The 25353-nt window shown below is 64.9% G+C and carries 17 protein-coding genes; 5 read left to right on the forward strand and 12 right to left on the reverse strand.

The annotated features are described in order from the left end of the window. The 5 genes from htpG to K289_RS0134265 form a co-directional block, all read right to left on the reverse strand. Nucleotides 1-1210, reverse strand: a 1210-nt coding sequence (htpG, locus tag K289_RS0134245; protein ID WP_027555580.1) for a molecular chaperone HtpG, incomplete at its 3' end; no start/stop codon positions are given. 83 nt (nucleotides 1211-1293) lie between these two features. Beyond that, a complete protein-coding gene (locus tag K289_RS0134250) occupies nucleotides 1294-1476 on the reverse strand; it encodes a hypothetical protein (RefSeq protein ID WP_027555581.1) in 183 nt (60 codons plus the stop codon). Beyond that, complete coding sequence (locus tag K289_RS0134255; protein ID WP_027555582.1) at nucleotides 1473-2687, reverse strand: PepSY domain-containing protein; 1215 nt, start codon at nucleotides 2685-2687, stop codon at nucleotides 1473-1475. The genes K289_RS0134250 and K289_RS0134255 overlap by 4 nt, the downstream gene beginning before the upstream one ends. 9 nt (nucleotides 2688-2696) lie before the next feature. After that, entirely contained in the window at nucleotides 2697-4889 is a 2193-nt protein-coding gene (locus K289_RS0134260) for a TonB-dependent siderophore receptor (RefSeq protein WP_245284079.1), read from the reverse strand. 337 nt (nucleotides 4890-5226) lie between these two features. Then, a complete protein-coding gene (locus K289_RS0134265; protein ID WP_027555584.1) occupies nucleotides 5227-6426 on the reverse strand; it encodes an MFS transporter in 1200 nt (399 codons plus the stop codon). 183 nt (nucleotides 6427-6609) lie between these two features. On the opposite strand from K289_RS0134265, the gene K289_RS0134270 reads away from it, so the two are divergent. Further along, nucleotides 6610-7752 (forward strand): OpgC domain-containing protein, encoded by a 1143-nt coding sequence (locus K289_RS0134270; protein ID WP_027555585.1) that lies wholly within the window; start codon nucleotides 6610-6612, stop codon nucleotides 7750-7752. A gap of 52 nt (nucleotides 7753-7804) precedes the next feature. On the opposite strand, the gene K289_RS0134275 is transcribed toward K289_RS0134270, so the two are convergent. After that, on the reverse strand, nucleotides 7805-8608 hold the full coding sequence (locus K289_RS0134275) for an MBL fold metallo-hydrolase (RefSeq protein WP_027555586.1): 804 nt from the start codon (nucleotides 8606-8608) through the stop codon (nucleotides 7805-7807). 185 nt (nucleotides 8609-8793) lie between these two features. Here K289_RS0134275 and K289_RS0134280 point away from each other — a divergent pair, with 185 nt between their 5' ends. Then, nucleotides 8794-9996 carry an MFS transporter gene (locus K289_RS0134280; protein ID WP_027555587.1) on the forward strand — a complete coding sequence of 401 codons (1203 nt, stop codon included), beginning with the start codon at nucleotides 8794-8796 and terminating at the stop codon, nucleotides 9994-9996. Nucleotides 9997-10257: 261 nt separating this feature from the next. Here K289_RS0134280 and K289_RS0134285 read toward each other — a convergent pair whose 3' ends face one another. Continuing rightward, entirely contained in the window at nucleotides 10258-11871 is a 1614-nt protein-coding gene (locus K289_RS0134285; RefSeq protein ID WP_027555588.1) for an acyl-CoA synthetase, read from the reverse strand. A gap of 113 nt (nucleotides 11872-11984) precedes the next feature. After that, nucleotides 11985-12752: a FadR/GntR family transcriptional regulator gene (locus K289_RS0134290; RefSeq protein WP_027555589.1), complete on the reverse strand. Its 768-nt coding sequence runs from the start codon at nucleotides 12750-12752 to the stop codon at nucleotides 11985-11987. A gap of 167 nt (nucleotides 12753-12919) precedes the next feature. Here K289_RS0134290 and K289_RS0134295 point away from each other — a divergent pair, with 167 nt between their 5' ends. Continuing rightward, nucleotides 12920-14125, forward strand: a complete 1206-nt coding sequence (locus K289_RS0134295; RefSeq protein ID WP_027555590.1) for an ABC transporter substrate-binding protein — start codon at nucleotides 12920-12922, stop codon at nucleotides 14123-14125. A gap of 39 nt (nucleotides 14126-14164) precedes the next feature. On the opposite strand, the gene K289_RS0134300 is transcribed toward K289_RS0134295, so the two are convergent. From K289_RS0134300 to K289_RS0134310, 3 genes are all read right to left on the reverse strand, one after another. After that, nucleotides 14165-14653, reverse strand: a complete 489-nt coding sequence (locus K289_RS0134300; RefSeq protein ID WP_027555591.1) for a DUF2059 domain-containing protein — start codon at nucleotides 14651-14653, stop codon at nucleotides 14165-14167. A 40-nt stretch (nucleotides 14654-14693) separates the two neighbouring features. Continuing rightward, entirely contained in the window at nucleotides 14694-15911 is a 1218-nt protein-coding gene (locus K289_RS0134305) for an OpgC domain-containing protein (RefSeq protein ID WP_027555592.1), read from the reverse strand. A 311-nt stretch (nucleotides 15912-16222) separates the two neighbouring features. Next, nucleotides 16223-19276 carry an AAA family ATPase gene (locus K289_RS0134310; protein WP_027555593.1) on the reverse strand — a complete coding sequence of 1018 codons (3054 nt, stop codon included), beginning with the start codon at nucleotides 19274-19276 and terminating at the stop codon, nucleotides 16223-16225. A gap of 290 nt (nucleotides 19277-19566) precedes the next feature. Between K289_RS0134310 and K289_RS0134315 the strand changes: the two genes are divergently transcribed. Further along, the gene (locus tag K289_RS0134315; RefSeq protein ID WP_027555594.1) at nucleotides 19567-20061 is read left to right on the forward strand and encodes a hypothetical protein; all 495 of its coding nucleotides are present in this window, start codon (nucleotides 19567-19569) and stop codon (nucleotides 20059-20061) included. Between the two features lie 309 nt (nucleotides 20062-20370). Then, complete coding sequence (locus K289_RS0134320; protein WP_027555595.1) at nucleotides 20371-21408, forward strand: thermonuclease family protein; 1038 nt, start codon at nucleotides 20371-20373, stop codon at nucleotides 21406-21408. 418 nt (nucleotides 21409-21826) lie between these two features. On the opposite strand, the gene K289_RS0134325 is transcribed toward K289_RS0134320, so the two are convergent. Next, entirely contained in the window at nucleotides 21827-25060 is a 3234-nt protein-coding gene (locus tag K289_RS0134325; RefSeq protein WP_051311099.1) for an autotransporter domain-containing protein, read from the reverse strand. Nucleotides 25061-25353 lie beyond the last annotated feature (293 nt).

The raw sequence follows: 25353 nt of genomic DNA on the forward strand, positions 1-25353 counted from the left end.
CGGTCGTGGTGAAGCGCGACAGCGCGAGCAGCTTTTCACGGCGCTCGAAATCCTCGTAGATGCCTTCCTTGAGAACCGAACCGAACGCGTCCCAGATCTTGGCGAAGGCCTCCGCGTCCTTCTCGGCGAGGCTCTCGAGCTCGTTGACGACGCGGGTCGCCACCGCCTTCCGGATCTGTGCGAGCTGCGGATTGTTCTGGAGCATCTCCCGCGAGATGTTGAGCGGAAGGTCCTCGCTATCGACGACGCCGCGGATGAAGCGCAGATATCCCGGCAACAGATCGGCATCGTCGGTGATGAAGACGCGCCGGACATAGAGCTTGACGCGGCCCTTGCGTGAGGGCTCGAACAGGTCGAACGGCTTGGCCGACGGCGCGAACAGCAGAACCGCGTAGGAGTAACGGCCTTCCGCGCGATAATGCAGTGTCATCGCGGGATCGTCGAAGGCCGAGGCGATTTGTTGATAGGCCTTCTTGTAGTCCTCCGCGGTCAGCTCGGATTTCGACCGCTGCCACAGCGCGCTCGCCGAGTTGATCTGGCGCGGCTCGCCCTCTTCCGGCACGAGTTCGATGGGAAACAGGATGTTGTCGGAATAGGCGCCGACGATGCGCTCGATCTCGTAGGTCTCGAGGTATTTCTTCGCATCGTCCTTCAGGTGCAGCACGATCTCGGTGCCGCGCGTCACGCGGCCGGCGTCCTCCTCGCCAGCGCGGGCTATCTCGAAGCCGGAGCCGCCGGAGGAGGTCCAGGTCCAGACGTCGCTCTCGCCGGCGCGGCGGCTGATGACGATGATCTTGTCGGCGACCATGAAGGCGGAATAGAAGCCGACGCCGAATTGGCCGATCAGGCCGAGGCCGTCCTTGGCCTCCTTCAGCTTCGCCACGAAGGCCTTGGTGCCGGAGCGGGCGATGGTGCCGAGATGGTCGATCAGCTCCTGCCGCTCCATGCCGATGCCGTTGTCGGCGATCGTAAGCGTCCCGGCGGCCTTGTTCGGGGCGATGCGGATCTTGAGCGCGTCGCCCTCACCAAGCAGCGCCGGATTGGCGATCGCCTCGTAGCGGAGCTTGTCGCAGGCGTCCGACGCGTTGGAGACGAGCTCGCGCAGGAAGATGTCGGTCTCCGAATAGACCGAGTGCACCATCAGGTGCAGGAGCTCCGAAACCTCAGCCTGGAAGGGCTGCGTGTGTGCAGCCGTATCTGTGGTCGTCATGCGTTTACCCGGTCAAATCGAAGGGAAGAAACCCGGGATATAGCGCGATGAGACGGGGGATCAAGAGGATGTGATGGGGGCTCTTACCCCCGGCTGCGGCCGACGCAGATCGCGGCGACGACCAGCGGGGTGGCCAGGGCGGCCCAGGACAGCGGCAGCCACAGGCCCTCCTGGCCAAGCAGGGCCGACAGCAGACCGAAGACGCTGAGGACGGCGAGCAGCGCCGGCCAGCGCCAGATCAGGGAAAGCGAGCGGCGGCCGGTCATTCCGCACAGCCCGGCGAAGGCAGCGCCACCGCTGCCGCGGGCCGTTCCTGCATCTTCGCAGCCGGGGACCGCGCGAACCAGAGATAGAGGCCGCTGCCGAGCACGACGATGGTGACGAGGTCGAGCAGCACCCAGATGATCTTCAGCGGCATGCCACCGTAATCGCCGAAATGCAGCGGACGCGAGAGCTCCAGCGCGCGCAGATACCAGGGCATGGTCACCGCCGACACCAGCGCGCCGCTTCTCGCATCGACCAACACCGGGCTGAACAGGCGCGAGGTCAGGGGCGTCCTGCCCTTGGTCCAGACCACGTAATGAAAGGGCGAGCCGAAGGGAGAGCCCGGGAACACCACGCTGGTCGTGGTCATGTCGGGGAATGCCGCCTTCACCGTGTCATACGCGCCTTGCTGCGAGGCCAATTCGCTCGTCTGCGGCACCGGCTTGCCTTGCAGCGGCGCCAGCATGGCGCGCACGTCGGTCTGCTGCCACAGCGCGAATAGCGGCGTCGACAGCTCGTTGACGACGCCGGTCGCGCCGACGACCAGCGCCCAGCCGAGCGTGACGACGCCGAGCAGATTGTGCAGGTCGAGCCATTTCAGCCGCCGCGAGCGGGTCGCCCGCACCGTGCCGAAATCGAGCTTGCGCATGAAGGGCGCGTAGATCGCGACTCCCGAGACGATCGCCGCGATGAACAAGAGCGCCATCGCGCCGAGGAACAATTCACCCGACAGCCCCATGAAGAGGTCGCGGTGCAGCGATAGCATCAGTTGCAGGAAGGTGAGCCCGTCGGCGCCAAACGGCGCGGTCTGCTTCAGCACATCGCCGGTGTGTGCGTCGAACCGGATCGAGTGCAGCGACCTGCGGTCGGCCTTGAATGCCGCCCAGGAGCTCGCCATGAACACCATGATCTTGGGCTCGTCATCATCGACGAACACGGAGAGAATAGTCTCGCCGGGATACATCTTCCGGCTCGTCTCGACGACACGGTCGAGGCTGACGTTGGACGTGCCTTCGGCGACCTGCGCATAGGGCAAGGCGTCGTCGAGCAGGCCGTCGATCTCGTCACGCAGGACCAGCGGCAGGCCGGTGAGGCAGATCAGCAGCAGAAACAGCGTGCAGATCCGGCTCGACCATTTGTGCACGAAGAGCCAGCGCCGAAGCGCGGGCTTCCGCTCATAGCCACGATGCTCGAAGGCGCGCTCTTCGTTCATCCCCCTCACTCACCAACGGTAGCGCAGCGTCGCGATCACGTTGCGGCGCAGGCCGTAATAGCAGCCGATGTCCTGGCAGAGCGTGACGTAAGTCCTGTCGAAGATGTTCGTCGCGTTGATCTGCGCGGAATAGCCCTTGAACATCGGTCCCAACGCCGATAAGTCATAATGGAGCGCGGCGTCGAACAGCGTCACCGCGGGCACATAGAACGTGTTCGCGGTGTTGCCGGCCGTCTCGCCGATATAGCGTACGCCGCCGGAGAGACCGAAGCCATCGAGCGGGCCGCTGTGGAAGGTGTAATCGGCCCAGGCCGATGCGGAATTCATCGGGGCGACGACCGGATGCTTGCCGAGCTGGGTGGGGGTGTTGGTCCGCGTCACGATGTTGTCGAGATAGGTGTAGGACGCCAGCACCGTCAGCTCGCGACTGACCTCGGTCTTGGCTTCGAGCTCAATGCCGCGCGAGCGGACCTCGCCGGTCTGAACGAGCTTCCCAATACCATGGGACGGATCGGTATCCGGTGTCAGCACGTTCTGCTGGATCAGGTTGAAGGCCGCGAGCGTATAGAGCGAATTTGCGTTGGGCTGATACTTGATGCCCACCTCTTCCTGCTGGCCGGTCGTCGGCGCAAATGGGCGGAGCGCGAAGTCCGTACCGGCGGTCGGCTGGAACGACTCGGTGTACTGGATGTAGGGCGCAATCCCGTTGTCGAACTTGTAGAGCAGCGCGCCGCGCTTGGTGACCGCGGTGTCGGATTTCGGTGCAATCGCGGTAACGCCGGTCGCATAGGTCAGCGTCTCGGTGCGGGACTGCGCGAGATCGTGGCGGATGCCGAGCAGCGCGACCCAGCGGTCGAACTTGATCTGGTCCTGCGCATAGACGCCGAGCTGCTCGATGCGCTGCCGGACGTTGGTCGTGGAAGGCACCGGCCCGAACGGTGCGCCGTAGACCGGATTGAACGCATTGATCACCGGCGCCACCAAGAGCTGGCCGTTGAGCCGCTTGTCGGTCGCGTTGATATAGTCGAGGCCGGTGAGCACGGTGTGCTCGAACGGACCGGCGTTGAACCTGGTCTCGAGCTGATTGTCGACATTGATCGAGCGGATCGACTCCTGCGTGGTGAAGGCGCCGCGCGCGAGATTGGTCGGATCGGGCTGGCTGCCGTTGGGAGACACCACCGCGAAATCGGTGCTGAGGTCCGTGTAACGCAGGTTCTGGCGAACCTTGACGTTGTTGTTGAAGCTGTGCTCGAACAGATAGCCGACCGTGCCGAAGGTACGGTCGGTCTTGTCGAAGCTCGGCTCGCCGGAATAGAAGCTCGTCGGGATGTAGCTGCCCTTGTTGGGCGTGATGGTGCCGATGCCGCTCGGCAAGAGCTGATTGTAGAAGCCGGCCTTGGGATCGTGCTGATAGGTGCCGAGCACCGTCAGCGTGGTGTTGTTGTCGGGCCGCCAGGTCAGCGACGGCGCGATCGAGATGCGCTGATATTCGACATGATCGACCTGGCTGCCCACGTCGAAGCCGGACGCCGTGAAGCGGTAGAGGAACTCCTTGTTCTTGTCGATCGGACCGGAGAGGTCGACGCCGCCTTGCGCGCGGCCATAGCTGCCGGTCGATATGAACATCTCGTGATAGGGCTCGAGCGTCGGACGCTTGCTGACGAGATCGACGATGCCGCCGGGCGACGACTGGCCGTAGAGCACCGAGGCCGGGCCGTGCAGAATCTCGACGCGCTCGAGGTTGAAGGGCTCGATGATCGGATAGGCGAAGATGCCGAAATTCAGGAGCCGCAGCGAATCCAGGTACTGGTCCGCCAGGAAGCCGCGAATATAGACATTGTCGAAGCGCTGATCGGCGCCCAACGTCTCGCTCCGCACGCCCGAGCTGTAGCGCACCGCCTGCGCGATGCTCTGGGCGGCCTGCGCCTGGATCTGGGCCTGCGTGATGACGGAGATCGCAGCCGGCGTCTCGATCAGGGGCGAGTCGGTCTTGGTGCCGGTGCCGCTGCGGGTGGCCACGACGCCATCGACATGGCCGAAGGCCGATCCCTTCTGGCCCGCGCCGGAGCCGGCAACGGTTGCGGCGACCGCGCCTGCGGGCGCGCTCGAATGCGCCGGCGCGCGCGAGCGCGCTGCGGCGTTACGGCTGCGCGAAGGTGCCGCATGGGTGCGCCTCGGCGCCGAGCTGCCCTCAACGACCACCGGACTCAACTGGGTCGGAGCTGCTGCCGTTGATGGAGGAGACGTCGATGATTGCGCCGCGGCCTCTCTTGTACCAAATGCCAAAACGATCGAGCTGACGGCCCCCACGAGCCGCCAGCGCCCCACTTCCAAAACGCCCACCGCACTTCCCCAACTTCCAACGGCTACGCATCGATGCAGCCGGCATGGAGTTAGCGCAGTGGATTCGTCTTGCGGGCTGGAAGCTCTCCAGCCTGGGGCTTTTCCATTTCTAGAGTCGGAAAGCGATGCAGACGCAAGCAATGCTGTGCAGCGCGGGCGCCAGACCGCCTGCGCTGTCCTGTCGCAGCCGGTCCGATCACGCCGGCTGAAGCACCTGGGCCTCGCGCCGCGGTGAGAACACCAGCGCCACCAGCACCGCCGCAAGCGCGATGCCGGAGGCACCGAGGTAGAGCCAGGCGTAGCTGTTGTTGGCGTCGAAGATGCGTCCGCCGGCCCATGGACCGAACGCCATGCCGATTGCCGAGACCATGGTCAAGGCGCCGAACACGGTGCCCATGATGCGCTGGCCGAAGGACTCCCGCGCCAGCACCGCATAGAGCGGCATCACGCCGCCATAGGCCGCGCCGAACACGACCGCGATCGCATAGAAAGCCTCGAGGCGGTTCACGAACAGATAGGCCGCGATGCAGACGGATTGCACCAGGAGCCCACAGATCAGCACCGGCTTTGCGCCGAAGCGGTCGGCGAGCAGGCCGAGCAGCAGGCGTCCGCCCAGCCCGGAGAGGCCCTCGACGCTGTAGATCGACACCGCCGCAAGCGGCGCGATTCCGCAACCGATGGCATAGCTCACCATGTGGAAGATCGGTCCCGAATGCGCGCCACAGCACAGCAAGAAGGTCAGCGCCAGCACGATGAATTGCGGCGAGCGCAGCGCTTCGCCGACGCTGAGCCTCGGCTCGTCGACGGCACGCGCTGGCCCCGATGGGAGTTCTGCAGGCGCGCGCCGCACCAGCAGCGCGGCAGGGATCAGGAGGACCCACGCGGCGATGCCGATCGTCATCATCGCCGTGCGCCAGTCATAGGTCGAGATCAGATAGCGCGCGAACGGCGAGATCGTCATCGGCGCGACGCCCATGCCGGCGGAGACGAGCGACACCGCAAGGCTCCTGCGCTTGGGCTCGAACCAGCCGGTGGCGGCCGCGATCATCGGCGCGAAGAAGGCGCCGGCGGCGAGCCCGACCAGCACGCCATAGGTGAGCTGGAACGAGACGAGCGACGTCGTCCCGCTTGCCAGCACGAGGCCAAGCCCGAGCAGGCACGCGCCCGTCAGCGTGACCGCGCGCGGACCAATGCGATCGGACAGCGCGCCCCAGCCGAAGCCCGCCGCGCCCATCACCAGGAAGTCGATCGTCATCGCACTCGAAATACCGGTCCGCGACCAGCCGGTGTCGGCCGACATCGGCTGGAGATAGACCGCGAGCGAAAACATCGCGCCGATGCCGATGCAGGTCATCAGGGCCCCGCAGGCCACGATCACCCAACGATAGGAGTTCATGTCGTTCCCCTTTGCAGAAGTTGCGCTGGCTCCAAGACGAACGGGCCTGCGGGAAATCGACAGGTCGATATGCGAAATTTTTCGTCGTCCGGGCGAGCGGACTAACGTTCACGCAATCGCTACTCGGATAGGGCGGTCGTTGCCGCTAAAAGCAGCGCCCCTGATTCCAAAAGCCATTTTTCGATGAAACCGTCCGTCCAGGCGAACCTCGCCGCATTTCAGCATGATGCCCGGCTCTATTTGACGCTCGGGATTGCCAACTGGTCGATCTTCATCGACCACATTCCGAACAATGTTGCCAACCTGCTGACATTGCGCAATTTCGGCTTCAGCGGCGCCGCCGACCTGTTCGTGTTCGTGGTCGGCTATGGCGTTGCCATCATCCACGGCAGGATGGCGCTGGAGCGCGGCTACGTCGTCGCGGCGACGCGGATCTTCCGCCGTGTCTGGCGGCTCTATGCCGCCTATGTCGTGCTGTTCGTGATCTACATCGACACCATCGCCTATGTCGCCTCGCAGTCGATGGCGCCGGAGATCATCCACGAATACAACATCTCCGACATCCTGGAGCATCCGCTACGGATCCTGGTGCGGGGACTGGTGCTGCAGGAAGAGCCGCTGAACCTCGACCTTCTGCAACTGATGATCCCGCTGATGGCGTTCTTTCCGTTCGCGCTGTGGGGTCTGTTGCGGAGTCCGAACCTGACGCTTGCGGCATCGGTCGCGCTGTATGTCGCCGCGCGCTGGTTCGACTGGAGCTTTCGCCTCTATCCGGACCAGGAATGGACCTTCAATCCGTTCTGCTGGCAGATGCTGATGGTGCTGGGCGGCTGGTTCGCCGTGACCGGCGCGCCCGGCCGCGCGCTGCACGGCATGGCCTGGCTGCGCGCACTCGCTGGCGCCTATCTCGTGTTCGCGATGGCATTGATGCTGATGCGGCATTCGCCGGCGCTCGCCGCCTACCTGCCGGATCTCTTGCTCAACGGCATCTCGGCGACCGACAGGGAGAACCTCGCGCCCTACCGCGTCGTGCACTTCCTCGCGCTCGCCTTCCTCGCCACGCATTTCGTGCCGGCCGACCATCCGGCCTTGCAATGGAAGTCGCTGCAGATGGTCATCAGATGCGGCGAGGAGTGGCTCGCGGTATTCTGCGTCGGCGTATTCCTGTCCTTCGCCGGCCATCTCATCCTGATCACCGGACCCAATTTGGTAATGATGCAGATCGTCGTGAGTCTCGCCGGCTTCGCCGCCATGACCGCGGTCGCCTATTACATCGCCTGGTCGAAGCGGCAGGACCTGCCGGCAGCCCTGCGGCAGCGCGCCTAGCCGCCCGGCCTGCGCGCCCGGGCCAACGGCTGCGGATGCCGATCGTCGCGGCTCAGGCGATGGCCGCGATATATCGCTCCACCGAAGCGGCAAACGCCGCCTTGGCGGCCGCCGCGATGTTGCGGCCCCACCAGGCGCCGTAGATGCGGTCGAAGGCGAGCGGCGCGACCGCGGTGGCGATCCGCCGTACCGCGGTCGCGTTGAGCGGCATATAGTTCGGATAGGAATACATGAAGCTGACGAAGCGTCGGTCCATAGTTACCTGCGCGATGTCGCCGGTGAGCAGCGCGCCCTTGCCGTCCGCGCCGCGCGACCAATGCAGCATGGTGGCGCCGGCGAAATGACCGCCGGTGCGCAGGAGCAGCACGTCGTCCGAGATGCGCTGGCTGTCTGTCGTCCAGTGCACGATCGACGGATGCGGCCGCGTCACCCACTGGCGATCGTCTGCGTGCAGATAGACCGGAACGCCGCCGAACGCTTCGCTCCAATCGGCGAGCGCGCCATAGTAATGCGGATGGGAGATCGCAATCGCCTTCAGCCCGCCGAGCGAACGCACCTGCGCAACCGCTGCCGGGGTCGCCAGCGGCACGCAGTCCCACATCACGCAGCCGTCGTCGAGCGGCACCAGCAGCGTGCGCTGCCCGATGGCAAAGCTCGGCTCGAGCGCGAGGCCGGTGAGGCCGAGATCCTCACGCCAGACCAGCCGGTGACGTTCCGCTAACGCCCCGCGGGTGAGGAAGGTCTGCCCCTTCCAGTTCACATATTGCCGCTCGTCCTCGCAGATCGGGCAGGAGGTCGGCGGCGTTCCGCTATCGGGGAATTGCGCGCCGCAGGTTTCGCAGGTCCAGAGAGGCATGGCGTGATCCGAAAGAGACGGGACAGCAATGAGGTGACACCGCGACGCTTCGATCGCAAGGGGGAACGGAACCAACTCGATCAGCACCAGTTAACTTTTTATCCGCGCCGGCGCGATCGACCGGAGCTCACATCACCTTTGCACGGGACCCAATTCGTTTTGGCAGCATCGCGTTCAGCGTCTCGATGACATCGCGCTCCCCCTCCCGGCTCCGTCTCTGGCCCCTGTTCGCAGTCAACTTCTTCATGGCCGACATGCAGTCCGGCATCGGGCCGTTCGTCGGCGTGTTCCTGCAGGAGCGCGGCTGGGCGACCGGGCTGATCGGCACAGCGCTGACGATCGGCAACATCGCGGGCATGCTGATCACCACGCCGATCGGCGGCTTCATCGATGCCAGCCGCAACAAGCGGCTGTGGGTCGTCATCCCCGGCATCTGTGTCGTTCTGGCCTCGGCGATCATCCTGATCTCGCAAAACTTCTGGGCCGTGACTTTCTCGCAGGTGGCGCAGTCGCTCGCGAGCGCCGCGATCGTGCCGGCGGTGACCGGCATCACGCTCGGCATTGCCAAGCAGAAAGGCTTCAATGCGTTGAACGGCCGCAACCAGGCGTTCAACCACGCCGGCAACATGGCCGGCGCAGCCCTATCGGGCTATCTCGGCTACAAGTTTGGCTATGTCTCCGTGTTCGTGCTGGCGGCGGCATTCGGCGCCATCGCGATCGCCTGCGTGTTGATGATTCCGGCGAAGGCGATCGACGACCGCGCCGCGCGCGGCAGCAAGGAGGACGATCCTGATCACCCGCCGGACGCCCTCACCATGCTGCTCAGGCACAAGCCGTTGCTCGTGCTGGCGGTGGCACTTGCGCTGTTCCAGCTCGGCAACGCCGCGATCGTGCCGCTCTATGGACTTGCGGCGGTGGCCGAGAGCCAGGCCAACGGGCCGAGCTTCGTCGCGACCACGATCGTGATCGCGCAAGGCGTGATGATCGCGACCTCGCTGATCGGCATGCATGTTGCGGGCAAGCGCAACTATTGGCCGGTGATCCTGGTCTCCTTCATGTTCCTGCCCGTCCGCGGCGTGCTCGCGTTCTTCCTCACGGGGTGGTGGGGGGTCGTGCCGATGCAGGTGCTCGACGGCATCGGCACCGGACTTCAGACCGTCGCCGTCCCCGGCATGGTCGCCCGCTCCCTCAACGGCACCGGCCGCATTAACCTCGGCCAAGGCGCCGTCATCACCGTGCAGGGCGTCGGCGCCAGCCTCAGCCCCGCGCTCGGCGGCTGGATCACACAATGGATCGGCTACGGTCCCACCTTCCTGCTGCTCGGCTGCTTTGGGCTAGCGTCGATCGCGCTGTGGCTGGCGTTTGGGGCAGCGGTGAAGAAGTATTGAGGCGTCCTTCTCCCTCTCGCTTCCGTAATCACGGCTAGACAGGTTCGCGCAGCCTCCTCCTCGCCGTCATTGCGAGCACACAGAAGCAATCCAGACAATCTCCGCAGAGGGACTCTGGATAGCTTCGCTGCGCTCGCAATGACGATTTGGATACGGAGTTGCTTCAAGCCTGACGCAGGGACTCGCGGAGGCCTCTCCCCGCATCAGCCTTCGCTAAAGCTTCGGCGGGACAAGCGCGGAGAGAGTTGAAGAACAAACGTCTCACGTCTCAAAATTTTTCTGGATCGCCTTGTCGAGCGTCTCGCCGCCGACGAAGCGCTGGCGCAGCTCGCGCTTGAGCAGCTTGCCGCTGGGGTTCTTCGGCAGGCTGTCGACGAAGATGACGCGCTTGGGCACCTTGAAATGCGCCATCTGGCCGGCGCAGTGCTTGATGACGGCGTCCTCGTCCAGCTTCTCGCCGCTCTTGACCACGACGATCGCGGTCACCGCCTCGATCCAGCGCGGATCAGGCAGACCGACGACGGCAACCTCGGACACCTCCGGAATGCGGTAGACCATCTCCTCGACCTCGCGGCTCGCGACATTCTCGCCGCCGGTCTTGATCATGTCCTTGACGCGGTCGACCACGGTGATGTGGCCCTCGGCGTCGACGGTCGCGAGATCGCCGGAGTGGAACCAGCCGCCGGCAAACGCCGCCGCCGTCTTCACGGGATCGTTGTAATAGCCGGAGAGCAGATGCGGCGAGCGGTGCACGATCTCGCCGACCTCGCCGACTTTCACATCCTCCATCGCGGTATTGACCACGCGCGTCTCGACGTTGAGCACAGGCTTGCCGGCGGAGCCGGCCTTGCGCAACTGGTCCTCGGGCCGCAGCACGGTCGCGAGGGGCGCGATCTCGGTCTGGCCGTAGAAATTCCAGAACTTGACGTTGGGCAGGCGGCGCTGCAGCTCGAGCAGCACCTCCACCGGCATGATCGAGGCGCCGTAATAGCCCTTCTGCAACGTCGACAGGTCGGTCTTGTCGAAGTTCGGCGAGCGCAGCATTGCGATCCAGATCGTCGGCGGCGCGAAGAAGGAGGTGATTCTGTGCGCCTGGATCAGCGCCAGGATATTGTCCGCGGTCGGCTTGCCCGTGATCACGCCGGAGGCGCCGAGATAGATTTGCGGCCCCAGGAAGACGTCGAGCTGGGCGCAATGATAGAGCGGCAGCGCGTGCAGATATTTGTCCTCGACGCTCATGCCGCCGTCGATGATGCAACTGACATACTGCCACATCACGGCCTCATGGGTCAGCATCGCTCCCTTGGGCAGCGATTCCGTGCCGCTGGTGTAGACGATCTGAGCGAGGTCGCGGCTGTCGACGGAAGCCTCAAGGAACGAGCCGTCGGCGTGCAGAAGTTCGTCGAAGGTGGTGAGGCCCGCGGGTGCCTTGGCCGGATCCTCACCCGGCAACCAGATCATCTTCTCGACCGCGCATTTCTTGGCGGACGCGGCACGTGCGGGCTCGACGAAATCCGGACCGGTCGCGAGCAGCTTTGCGCCGGAGCTCTTCAGGATGAAATTGATCTCGTCCGGATTGAGCATGAAGTTGATCGGCACCAGCACCGCGCCGATCCGCGCCACGGCAAAGCGCAGCGCGGCGAAGGCATGCGAATTGCGCGAGAGCACCGCGAGCCGGTCGCCCTTCTTCACGCCGAGACCGAGCAGGCCGCGGCCGAGCCGGTTGCAGATGGCGTCCAACTCCGCAAAGCTCCAGCTCACATCGCCGCAGCTCACCGCGAGCTTGTTCGGCTCGCGGCCCGCCGAGCGACGCAGGAGATCGCCGATGGAATGCTCGCGGGCTTTCGCGATGGTGGCTGCGATGTCGCCGGTCATGTGTCCCTCCGTTTGATGTCTTTGTTTGCTAGATTTCGTTGAATTCTTGCGGCTTGTCTTTTCTTGCGCATGATCTTTTCGGAAAACCGCTTCACACTTTTCCGGATCATGCGCTATCTGCGCCGGACCGCCTGCGCGTGCTCCATGTACATGTGCTCGACCGAGCGATCGAGGTTCGCGATCTTCTCGAAACCGCGGCGCCAGTCCTGCAAATGCCGGCGCGTCCACAGCACGCCGGCCTCGCGGTCGCGGCGGCGGATCGCGTCGATGAGATGGCGATGCGCCGCGACGAGGCGCGGACCGCCTTCGGCAACGCCGGTCACGATCATCTCGGTGGTCGGATAGAACAATTGCGCGGCCGGCTCGCGCGCGAGCTGAAGCACGCGGTTCTGCGACGCCTTCGCGACCAGCACATGGAATTCGGCATCGCATTCTGCGAGCGCTGCGGGATTGCCGACCACGACCTCGCTGCGCGCGAGATTGTCGGTGAGCTCTGCGATGTTCTCTTCCGTCGCCCGCTCCACCGCCCCCTCGATGCTCGCGACCTCCAGCGTCATCGAGGCCTCGTAGAGCTCACGGAACGTCACCTCATGCAGCACCAACGCCCGGCTGAGGCGGCTCGCGAGCTTGCTGTAGCGCGGCAGGCAGGCGTGCAGGCGGCGCGAGGAATCGCGGCGGATCAGCCCGCCCTCCTCCAGCACGCGAATGCCTTCGCGGATGGTCGAGCGATTGACGCCGAACTGCCGCACAAGGTCGTGCTCGGTGCCGATGGGATCGCCGGGCTTGATCCGGCCATTGACGATCTCGCGTTCGATGGCGTCGGCGACCTTCTGATAGGCCGGCGCGACATCGATCGGACGAAACAACGGCGCGACGGCCAAACCGACCTCCCAATGGCGATTGTCCGACAAACTATAGGATCAGTCGGAAAGCGCGTCAAATAGCGTCAGGCATACTGCAGATGCAGCAAATTGACTCTGCCGGAACCCGACTCTAACTTTGTCGGACAAAGGGACAGGCATAGTCTCACACAAGAGGAACCGCTTCCATGAGACCCATTGCAGCACTCGTTTCTGCGGCCGGCCTGCTGTCGGCCGCCCTGATCAATCCCGCGTCCGCCCAGCAGACCCCATTGAAGATCGGCGTGCTGTCCGACTTCTCGTCGGTCTATTCCGACATCGGCGGCATGGGGAATGTCGAAGCCACCAAGATGGCCATCGAGGACTTTGGCGGGCAGATGTTCGGCAAGCCGATCGACATGGTCTCTGCCGACGTGCTGAACAAGCCGGACGTCGCCGCCTCGATCGCCCGCAAATGGTGGGAGACCGAGGGCGTCGACATGATCATCGACCTGCCGACCTCGGCCACGGCGCTTGCGGTGATGGAGCTGTCGAAGCAGTACGAGAAGGTGATGATCGTGACTGACGCGGCGAGCTCCGACATCACCGGAAAGTCCTGCTCCCCCTACACCGCACACTGGACCTACGACACCTATGCCAACGCGCACACGGTCGGCAGCGCCATCGTCAAGAACGGCGGCGACACCTGGTTCTTCCTCACTGCCGACTACGTGTTCGGCCATTCGGTCGAGCGCGATACCGGCGAGGTCGTGAAGGCCGCCGGCGGCAAGGTGCTCGGCAGCGTCAAGCATCCGCTCAACACGGCCGACTTCTCCTCCTTCCTGCTGCAGGCCCAGGCCTCCAAGGCCAAGATCATCGGACTTGCCAATGGCGGCGGCGACACCATCAACGCGATCAAGCAGGCCGGCGAGTTCGGCATCGTCGCCGGCGGCCAGAACCTGGCCGCGATCGTGATGTTCATTTCCGACGTGCACAGCCTGGGCCTGAAGCTCGCGCAGGGGCTGATCATCACCGAGGCCTATTACTGGGACCTCAATGACAAGACCCGCGCCTTCGGCAAGCGCTTCCTGGAGCGCGTCAAGCGCATGCCGACGATGAACCAGGCCGCGACCTACAGCGCGACGCTGCATTACCTCAAGGCGGTGCAGGCCGCGGGCACCAGGGACACCAAGACGGTTATGGCCAAGATGCGCGAGCTGCCGGTGCGCGACGCCTTCACCGACAACGGCGTGCTGCGCGAGGACGGCCGCATGGTGCACAGCATGTACCTGTTCCAGGTCAAGAAGCCCGAGGAGTCGAAGGGCCCGTGGGACTATTACAAGCTGCTCGCCGAGGTTCCGGCCGACCAGGCCTTCCGGCCGCTGAAGGACGGCGGCTGCCCGCTGGTGAAGTGAGCCAAAGAGCACGCGAAGCAAGATCTTGCGTGCTCTATCTCAGAGCTTATGCCCCTTCTGGCGCAGCGCCTCGATCAGGCGCTGCTTCAGCTCATCCGCGGCCTTCTGGCTGACGTCCTGGGCGATCTGGGCGCTCGCTTGCGCCAGCGCATCCGACTTCGACAGAAGCTTCTGCCCGGCCGGCTGGGCGTAGAAGGCCTCGATCTGGCGCAGCTCGTCGATGGTGAAACTGGCGGCGTAGACGGCGGCGATCTGGTCGATCATCGAGGCGAAGAACGGGGCGTAGATCTCGGCGCCAGGTGCCGTCATCGCATCATAGTCGCGCTCGATCTCCGGCCTGTCCTGCGCGACCACGGGCCTCAGCTTGAGCAGGAGCTGCGGGAGCAGCGCACGATATTGATCCGCGATCCTCAAGGTGACGACGAGCTTGCGCGCCGCGCTCATCGCCTCGGGCGACGGCGCCTCGGCCTTCGCACCGCAGGCCAGGAGCAGGATGATGCCGGCGATCGTGAGCAAACGTCTGGACATGGACCTCTCCAAGAGCATGCAGGCTGGCGCCGCGACGCCTTCAGCGGCTCGCAGGCGCCACAGTAGCGGTCGCGGCTGGCGCGGCCTCGGCCAGGGCGTCAGGCTCCTCGACCTCAGCCACGTTCACGAACAGGTTCGGCACCCGCTTGGCGCGGTCGAGCAGCCATGCGGCACCGATCATGATGACGATGCCGGCAATCGAAACCGCAAGCTGCTCCCATACGCCCTTGGTGTACTGGGTCAGGATCCAGTGCGCCGAGAACGACAGGAACACGCCGAGACAGAAGATCGGCAGCGAATGCTGGCCGCACAGGATGACGGGCCGCAGCCAGACCGTGTGCAGCGCCTTCCATTTGCGCGAGACGAAATAAGTCACCCAGATCGCCAGCGCCAGGAAATGCGTGAAGCGCAGCATGTCGAGGTCGGTCTTGTCGATCGGGTAGATCGCCTTGATCATCCATTTCGGGATCAGCGCCTCGAGCGCGTGGATGTGCCAGGTCATCACGATCAGCAGGGCGAAGATGATCCAGGCGGCAGCCAGTCCCATCGTCGCCTTCGACCAGACCCATGTTGCGATCCTGTCGATCTGGCCGGTGCCGCACCAGGCTGCGAACACGAACATGAGCTGCCAGCAGAACGGGTTGAAGTACCATTTCGTGCCGGGCGGATAGGAGGCGACGTTCCAGTCGAACCAGCGTGACAGCACGTAGAGCACGACGGACGCGGCGAGCGTCAGGTTCGGCCGTCGGACCAGGCCCCAGACGATGAAGGGCGAGGCAAACACCAGCGTGATGTAGAGCGGCAGCACGTCGAGATTGACTGGCTTGTATTTCAGAATGATCGCCTGCCCGATCAGCTCGTCCGGATGCGCCAGGAAGTTGAACACGTTGAACTCGTGCTCATACATCGGATTGTCGAAGCGGCGCGCGGTGCGGGCGATCTGCGCCGTGAACAGCAGGAACAGCATGATGTGGGCAACGTACAGCTCGGCCGCCCGCCGCCACAGCCGCTTGAGGGCGGCGAGAAACCAGCCGCCGGCGACGATCGGTCCGTAGATCCAGCCGACCAGATAGCCCGAGATGAAGACGAAGAACTCGGCGGCGTCGCTGAAGCCGTAATTGCGCAAGGTCAGCCAGGCCACGACGTCATGCGGGATGTGATCAAGGAAGATCATCCACAGGCCGATGCCGCGGAAGAGATCGAGCCGCAGATCGCGCTCGATCGGAGACAAGAGAGCCGACTGGTCCCGTATGATCATGGCCCCGCCTCCTTCTGTAGGCGTCGCGCCGTCGCGGCGCCGGCAAAATCGGATGCTAAAAAAGCTTCGTCAATAAAACACCTAGCCCTGCGGCCAGCAGCCAACGGTACCCCACCTTGGCGTCGGCGCAAGGGTCTTTGTCGCCGTGACGGGAGCCGGAACGGCAGGGCTTCCATAAAATGTCGAAAACAACCCCATGCAAAGTAGCCGCGGCCCGTTAGGGCCTTGTGTCGCCGGCGAAACCCATTTGACACGTCGGGCAAAACACCGGCACGATGGTAAGATCACACGCCAAGCCGGGAGAGAGCGGGTCAGGTCAGCTCATCGCCACGGACGGGCATCTCGTTCAGCATCGCCTCTGCCCTCTGCCTGAGCGGCAGCGCGCCGCTCTCGGATGCGATCGCGATCGTCACGCGCAGGGCGGAAAGGATCGCCGCCTTGTTCTCCGCGCTCGATGGCGGCGTCACCGTGGCTTCGCCGAACAGGGCTTCGGCCTCGAGGCCGGAAAATCCCTGCTGACGCGCCGTGTTGCGCGCCTCGCGCAACATGTTCTGCGCGGCCTGGGTATCGCCGAGGCGGCTGGTGGCAAGCGCAAGGTAGATCGAGCTGCGCAGGACCGCCGAGGTATAGCCGACCGCCTTCGCCTCCTCGCGCGCTTCGGCCAGCATGCCGCGCGCCCGGTCGAACAGGCCCTGCTCCAGATAGGCCATGCCGAGATGGCAGGCGAGCACCGGCACGAACAGCCGGATGCCGTGCTTCTGCGCCAGCACGAAACCCTGTTCGAGAATGGCGGCGGCCGCCGCCGGATCGTTCCGCCCCAGCATCAGCCAGCCGCCGCTATAGGCTGCGGCGACACGGTCATAGGGACGGTTGGTCTCTTCCGCGATCGCGGCCGCCTGCTGCTGGAGCCGCTCGGCGGCATCGAGCTCGCCCATGATGATGTGGGTGAAGCTCTTCATCATGCAGCAGAGCACGAGCAGGTTTTTAGGCGCCGTACCGATCGGGGCACGGGGCTCGGGTCCGGCCAGTTGTTCGTGAGCCCGCGCGACGGTTCGTTCGGCATCGCGGTAGCGGCCGACGAGGAAGTAGGCCTGCCCGAGACCATATCGGGCGAGATTAAGCCAACCCGGATTGCCCCACTGTTCGGCCAGGCGGACGACCTCCTCGCCAACCGCGACGGCATCGACTGGCGTTCCATAGAAGTTCTGCGCACCCGATCCGACCGTCATGGCGGCGACCTTGCGACCGATGTCATCGATTGCGTCGGCGCGGCGCGCGGCCTCCTTTCCGAGGTCCAACCATTCCGCGACGTGACCCGACGCGATGAACGCCGCGCGCGCTTCCATCCGAAGATCGATGGCATCCGCCTCCCGCAAGGGCGTCATCGGCGTCTTGTCGAGCGAGCCCATCGCGATCTCGAAATAGTTGGCCGCATCGGCAAAGGCCGAGCGGCTCAAGGATTTCCGCCCAGCGTCCGTGCCGTGGCCAAACGCCTTTTGCCAATCCTTGGCCCGCACCGCGTGATAGCACAGCGTATCGGGCTCATCGGCGCACGTTCCGTCCGTCTCGAACGTTGCAAGGATGCGCGCATGAATGTCTTCACGCACCTTTTCGACCATCGCGTCATACGTCACCTGACGAACCATCTCGTGCCGAAACTCGAGCGCGTCGCCCAAATCACGATCGATCCTGACCAGCAGCTCGGTGCGATCGAGCGCGGCAAGGCTATCCTGCAGGACCTCCTCGGGCAGCTTCGCAATCTTCCGCAGCATGGCAACGTCCAATCGCGACCCAAGCGCTGCGGCGATCTGCAGGAGGGAACGTTCCTGCCTCGACACGCGATCAAGGCGCGCCGCAATCACGCCCTGGATGCTCGTGGGGATGCCGAGTTCATCTATCGGACGCACGAGCGCGAGATCGCCCCATTGACCGCGAAGCGTTCCGCTGTCCTTCAGCCCGCGGCAGACCTCCTCGATGAAGAGAGGCACATTGGCCGTATGCGAAATGATCCGGTTCTTCAGATCGGCGTTCGCAACGGAGGGGCCGAGCATGTCGGCCAGCATGGCAAGCCCCGAATCATCGTCGAGGGGCCGCATCGCGACGACCTCCGCGCGGCACCGCGCGATCCAGACCGGCATGCCGTTAGGCCTGGAGGTGAGGAGCACGAGAAGGCCGGGCATCTGCAGCGAAGCAATCGCGGCCACGACCGCATCGCTGGCCCGGTCGATCCAGTGCAGGTCCTCGAGCAGAACCACCGTGCGATGGTGACGCGTCATGCTCTCGACGATTGCGCAGCTCGCATCGGAAATTGCGCGCCCCCGCGCATGAGGCTCCAATTCGGTCCACTGCGGCTCCGATATCGGCAGATCCAGCACGGCATCGAGGGCGCATCGCTGGATCAGCGGCCGATCGCCCCGGGGGTCTCCTGAACCGTCCGGATTCCTCGCGGCCGCATCCAGGATCGAGAGCAGCAGGCGCTTGAGTGTACTGAACGGCGCGCCCTGAAGGTTCGGGCTGCACTCGGCGTCGATCAGGCGCCAGCCATCGGCCTTGAGCTCCTGGGCAAACTCGTGCGCCAATCGCGACTTTCCGATACCGGCGTCGCCCAGCAGCAGGACTGTCTGACGGCCAGTACCGACACGTTCCGCAGCGCGCCCCAACAGCGCTCGCTCCATCGTGCGATCGACGAACCGTGAAATGCTGCGTGCTCGTCGCACGCGCCAGCTCGAAAGATCGCTGGCGCCGACGATGCGGTAGACCGGCAGCGGCTGGCTGAATCCGCGGAGCGCCTTGCCGCCGAGAAACTCGAAGCGAACATGCCCGTCCGCGAGCTTCTGGCAGGCTTCCGACACGTAGATCTGATTCGCCTCGGCCTCAGCCTCCAGCCGCGCCGCGAGATGCTGGGCGGCCCCGCCGATCTCATAGACCTTGGAAAACTCGCTGGCGACCATGTAGGCGACGACGTGGCCGGAGTGGAGGCCAACCCGCACCTGCAGGCCGGGATCGCCGAGGCCGGCGACGCGCCGGACGAGTTCGATCGCCGCATGGCAGGCGAGCGGCGCATGGTTATCGTCCGCGATCGGTGCACCGAACACCGCCGCAAGCCCATCACCCAGCTCCTTGCTGACGATGCCCCCGAACTGGCGCACCGCGCCTCTCATCGCGGCCAAGGCCGGCTCCAGGCGCGAGACAGCGTCCTCCGGCTCCAGCTCGGCAACAAGCCCGGTGGAATCGATGACATCGGCGCGGAGGATGGTGACGAATCGGCGTTCGCTATCGGGATCGGAGCGTCGCGTGATCGCCCCGCATATGGGGCACCAGCGATCGCCCGGCTCGATCGTCGACTGACACGCGACGCAATGCATTCCTGTGCCTTCAAAGGTCACGATGGCGTTCTCTGCCGGCCACCGCCCGCGAAGAGCTTCGATCAAGATGACCTATCGGGAAACGCATGGCAATCGAACTTGCAGGGATGCACACCTGCGTCGGCGAATGGTAGCGCTCTGGACGAGGCACATTCTTGAGTGGTACCGTTCCTTGCGCAAAAAACGGCGTCGCGGGCACTTGGGGGCATCGAGGCTATTATTCCGGCCGACGAGCTTTGCCGGGCTGCACGTTTTCCCTGATTGATTTGATTGCATCGAAGGACAAGGTGATGGGCGGAAGGGTGTACAACGGCAAGTCATTTCGAGACTTGATGAACAGTAATTACTTTCCTTTGGAGAACATGAAAAAGAGCGTCGCGAAGCTCAAGGCATCGGACGACATCGACCTGCCGACTTTGGAATACGGCCAGTACCACCTGATTTTGACCCCGGCCTCGAAGTGGCCGCAGGGAAGCGCCAAATACTGGCACAAGGAGAAGGGTCGGGCTCGCGTCGACCTCAGCACCCAGCCGAACACGATCCCGCTGTCCAAGGATGAGCCCGGCGTCATCCCCCTGACGCGATGCGATCTGCTCGATGCCTGCGTCCGGAAATGCTTCAATTCCGAGCCGCCGATTCCGATGAAGACCAACATCATCACCCACGAGGCAAGCGACGCCTATGCCCACCGGCACGAGATCCGGCTGGAGTGGGAGTACGACAAGGGCGAGGACAAGGCACCGACGCTGCTCTATCTGACGATGGTCTGTCCGCACAGACCCTGATCTGCGGCTGCGGGGCGGGAGCGTCCGTTTCAGTCAAACAATGAGGTTCGTCGCCACTGCCGTGCGCGCCAGGCGCATGAGCCTTGTGCGACGGATCTTGTCCCCTCACTTGGCTCTTCCCGTCAGCCCGTTAGCCGCCTCGTAGGGTGACCTGGCGCAAGGCCGCGGCTGTCCACACGGAAATGATGCAGCGCACCCGTTGGACCTCCCGTCACCGGGCTGTCGCACGAAAATGATTCGCTACCTGAAGGTGTGCACACGAGTCGCTTCCTCGAGGCGACCGTTGCGCTCGTTTGACAGGAGCAGCCGATGCCCGTTGGACTGTTGGAAGTCGAAGGCACGATCGATGTCAGCCAGTTCTGGCCGGAGGGACGCTCGGACGCCGACACCACGAAGGTCGTCGTGAGCATCGCGCCTGACGCGATCCGCTTCCGCAAAAGCAATGCTGCGCCGTTTCAGCCGACCCACGTCTTCGACAACGCCAAGGTCAAGGGCCGGACCGCGACGGCGCCGATCAAGAACGGCAAGCTCACCATCCGCCTTCAGGGCATCGACGCGCCGGAGCTGCACTATCAGCCGTCCCCGCTTTCGACCTCCGAGAAGAAGGGGCTGACCGCGGCCAAGCGCGAGGCCTATCACGAGGTCACGCATCCCTACCGGCAATTCCTCGGCGCGACGACGAGCAAAGCGCTGCATGATTTCCTCGCCGGCACCGGCGAGGCGACGCTCGCCTGCCGCGTCTTCACCCATGTCGATACGCCGAACGAGGTGTTCGACACATATGGGCGGCTGGTCGGCGACATCGAGGTGACGGTCGGCGGCAAGAAGGTCGACATCAACCACTGGCTGGTCGAGCAGGGCTTTGCTTATCCGACGTTCTACTCCTCGATGAACGACGACGAGATCGAAGCTTACCTCGCGCTCGCCAAGACCGCGCGAAACAAGAAGCTGCTGGTCTGGAAGAACCTCGCCAAGACCATTCCCACCTTCGACTTCGACCTGCTCGAGCCGAAGAAGAACGAGACGAGCGTGCTTGCGACCGACAAGGGCCCGGTGATCCTGCCAAAACTCTACCGGCGCTACACCAACTGGTCGGCGCGGAAGAAGGCGAAGATCACGAGCCAGAATTTCCAGAAATTCTTGGGCGAAGGGTCCGGCGGCAAGCCCGACACCTGCTACGAGACCAGCGACTTTCTGGCCAACGGCGTGCACTCGGCGACGCCGCGCAACTTCGCCGACTTCGTCGAGGGCGGCAAGACCATCAAATTCCAGCCCGACAGCCTGGTCTTCGGCGAAGCGCCGTCGTCGCTGGTCGACGCCGACGGAAAACCGATTACGGCGTTCTGAGGGATTAGGCTCGATTGCAGCCACGAGGCAGGTGCGCTCCCTCTCCCGCTTGCGGGCAGGGCAATCGCATTTGAAAAAGAGCCCGGCGGGCAGCTTCTTTGTGGCCCACCCTTCGAGACGCCCGCTGTTGGCGGGCTCCTCAGGATGAGGTCTTGTTTCGCGGCAAGATCCTAGACCCTCATGGTGAGGAGCGCCGCCTTACGGCGCGTCTCGAACCATGAGGCCGAGTACGCTCGCGGCGATCACGGAGCCATATGCGATGGCCCTGCGCTTGCGGGAGAGGTTGAGCGAGCCCGTGGCCCGACCGATTCAACCTAAATCCATCTTGCTTCAGGCGCTCAAGGCGGCAAAGCAATGGCTCGCGCGACAGCCACGGCGCTGCAGTCACGGGTAGCGCGTCGTGGACCACACCGCGCGATTACCAAGCATAGCGAATGGTGCCGGTGCCGGCGTAGGTCTGCGCGCGACCTGCGAATTCGCCGTCGAACTTCGCCGAGAGCGTGATGCCACGGGCGAGGTGCAGATCGGCGCCGGCCGAGACAAGCGCAGTATCTTTCGCGGGCGTCGCGCCGTTGACGATGAAGCTCGCCCCCGGCAGCGTCTGGAACACCGCAAACGGCGCGGGATCGCTCACCCAGTCATGGGCCCAGGCGAGGCGTCCACGCAGCGTCAATGCCGCGTCGGGCGCAACCAGCATTGCGCGATCAAGGCGAGCGCCAAGTTCGCTGCTCGTATCGGTGGCGCTGCGCGCATTGTAGGCGAGACCAAAGCCGCCGCCGGTGAGATCGGTCTCGCTGTAGGTCGGCGTGCGGAAGCTTTGCGCCTGCAGCGCCGCGTAAGGCGTGATTCCGACGAACGGGGTCACGAAGCGATAGCCGCCTTCGATGCGTCCGCCATAGCTCTGCGCGTTGAAGCTCGCGATGAGATGATCGCCGAATGCGGCGAAGCGGTCGGTCGACATCCAGTGGTTGGCCGCCGCCAGCGAGGCGGCGACATAGGCCGGCCCGGAGCGCACGGCCGCATAGACGCCGCCCTGGAACGCATCACTCTTGCCGCCGCCGAGGCCTTGCGTGAGATCCCATCTGGTGCCGCCACCGGCGAGCGCAAGGCCGACCATCGCGTTGCGGTTCAGGTGATAGTCGAGCCCCGCGGCGGCGCCCGCGGCCCGCGCAGTGAGATCCTGGCTGCCGACGGCCGCATCGCCACCGGTCTTGTTGGTGCCGCCGAAGCCGCTGGCCCACACGCTCCAGCGCGGCTCGAATGCCGGCTCAGCCTTGCAGAACGGCGTCCCCGTCGCCTTGGCATAGGCGAGCGCGATGTCGTCCGGCAAAGCCGCGCGTTCCGGCGCGAAGCCGACCGCCGGCCCCCCGGCGCCGCCGCGTCCATCGGCAAACGGGTCGAGCATCAGGCCCAGGAACTGGCCCACGAACTGGAAGGCGCCTTGTTGCGCGCCGGCCGCGGGTTCACCGGAAAGCTGCGACAGTGCGGTGCGGAGATTGCTGCCGGTGAGGCCGAATACGCCGGCGAAATTCGGCGGCAGCGTGCCGCCGCCGTTGAAGGCGTTGTTGAGCGCGTTGGCAACGTTCTGCTGGTTGACACTAAGCCCGGTGCCGGCGCCGAGCGCGGCCGAGAGATTCAGCAGCACGTCCGTTGGCGTGTAGCTCAGGCTAGCGACGAAGTTCGTCGCGCTGGCGCCTGCGAAGGTGGTGCCGCCGAGACCACCGGTCGCGTGCAAGATCGTGGACTGCTTTGCAACCGCGCCGCCCGGAGCAACCGTGACCTGCACGCCGGCGCCGGTGAGTGTCGCCGTGCCCGAGACGTTGGCGCGCGACGCCGTTACTGATCCGAGCTCCACGAGATAGAGTGCGCCCGACTGCATGGAGAGACTGCCGGAAATGGTCAGCACCGAGCCGGACCCGCTGAACCCGGGCTTAAGCATGCCGCCGCTGTTCACGGTCACCGATCCGACCGTGCCGGTGCCGGACAGCGTGCCGCCGCTGTTCACCGTCGGACTCGACACGATCGAGCCGTTGACCGCGAGCGTGCCGCCGTTGATCGTGGTCGCGCCAGTGTAGGTGCTGGCGGCAGTGAGAATGGTGGTGCCCGCCTCGACGATGACCGAGCCAATGTTGGCGGCGCTGCTCGCAATGACCGGCGCAAAGACGTAGTTCGAGGAGGTGTGATTGAACACGATGCTGCTGCCGAGGCCGGCCCTGAACCTGACCAGCGCCGTGTTCAGCGTGCCGGGCGCAACGGCGGTCTGGCCGGACGCGGCGCCGATATTCAGCGTTCCCTTGGACAGGGGCCAATAGCCAACCGTGATGGAAGACGTCGAGACGACGGCGCCATTGGCGATCGTCAGCACGCCGGTGCCGTTTTGGCCGACATCGAGACTAGAGGAGTTGGCCCAGGACGATCCGGTGCCGGTGACGGTCACCGTGCCGGTCGTGAAGAAATCGGCGCCGATAAGCCCGATCGCGCTGCTCACCGCGGCGCCGCCCGAGATCGTCAGCGTGCCGGTGCCGGTCTGGCCGACATAGAGGATGGTGGAATTGGTCCAGGACGAACCGGCGCCGGTGACCGTCACGGTGCCGGTCGCGCCGGAATTGGCGCCGATCGTTCCGAGCGTGTTGCTCACCATGGCGCCGCCCGCGATCGTCAATGTGCCGGTGCCGTCCTGGCCGACGGTCAGGTTGCCGGCATTGCTCCAGGACGAGCCGGCGCCGGTAACGGTCACGGTTCCGGTCGCGCCGGAGCTGGCGCCGATGATCGCGGTCGTGTTGCTCACCGTGCCGCCGCTGGCGATGGTCAGCGCGCCGGTGCCGGCCTCGCCGACCGAGAGCGTACCGGCATTGGTCCAGGACGAGCCGGCGCCGGCGACGGTCACGGTGCCGGTCGCGCCGGAATTGGCGCCGATATGTCCGTCGGCACCGTTGCTCACGGCGCCGCCATTGCTGATCGTCAGGGTGCCGGTGCCGGACTGGCCGACAAAGAGATTGGCGCCATCGGTCCAGGAGGAGCCCGCGCCGTCGACCGTCACCGTGCCGGTCGCGCCGGAATTCATGCCGATATACGCATCGGCGAGGTTGCTCACCATGCCGCCGTTCTGGACCGTCAGCGTGCCGGTGCCGGATTCGCCGACATAGAGCGCGATGTGATTGACCCACGACGAGCCTGCGCCATCGATCGTTACGGTGCCAGTCGAGCCGGCACCACGGCCGACATGCCCTGACTGGTCGCTCACCGCGCCGCCGTTCCGGATCGTCAACGTGCCGGCGCCGGAATAGCCGACGGAGAGGTCGGCGGAGTTGCTCCAGGACGAGCCCGGGCCGTCAACCGTTACCGTACCGGTCGCGCCGAGAAAGCGGCCGAGGGCCGCGACCGAATCGGACAGCCTCGCCCCGTTCCGGATGGTCAGGTCTCCGGTCGCGGAAAAGCCGATGGTGACGGTCTGCGCCTGCGCGTTGCCGGACGAGATGACGGTGGCATTGGGCGAGACGGTGTCGATGAACGCATTGTCTGCTGCGGTCGGAAGAACCCCGGCGGACCAGTTGGTGCCGATGAACCAGTCGGTCGAACTGGCGCCGGTCCAGCTATAGTTGGCGGCCCGCGAAGGCGTCGCGGCCGCCAGTGCCAGTCCGAGCGCGGCCATGGATGTCGTGCCAAGCAGCGCGCGGCGGATGCGCGATCGGCGCGCATGCGACGTTCCGCGCCGGCATCCCTGTTGCGTGTCCCCAATCCGACGACGTTTCCGGGCAAACGCCCTCGCGTCTTGCGACATATCCAATGCCCTTCTGGCCGGGCACCGAGCGTCGCAATGACATCTCACCAGCCTTCCAAATGGACGCAAGCGAAGCGCGCTGCGTCCTCCCTCAGCAATAAGGATCAAGCCATCACTGCGGGCTGCGATTTGTCAATGGCTCGCGCGGTTCTGGCTGTCGGCAA

It is taken from the genome of Bradyrhizobium sp. Cp5.3 (assembly GCF_000426265.1).
In the GTDB taxonomy this organism is placed as follows: domain Bacteria; phylum Pseudomonadota; class Alphaproteobacteria; order Rhizobiales; family Xanthobacteraceae; genus Bradyrhizobium; species Bradyrhizobium neotropicale.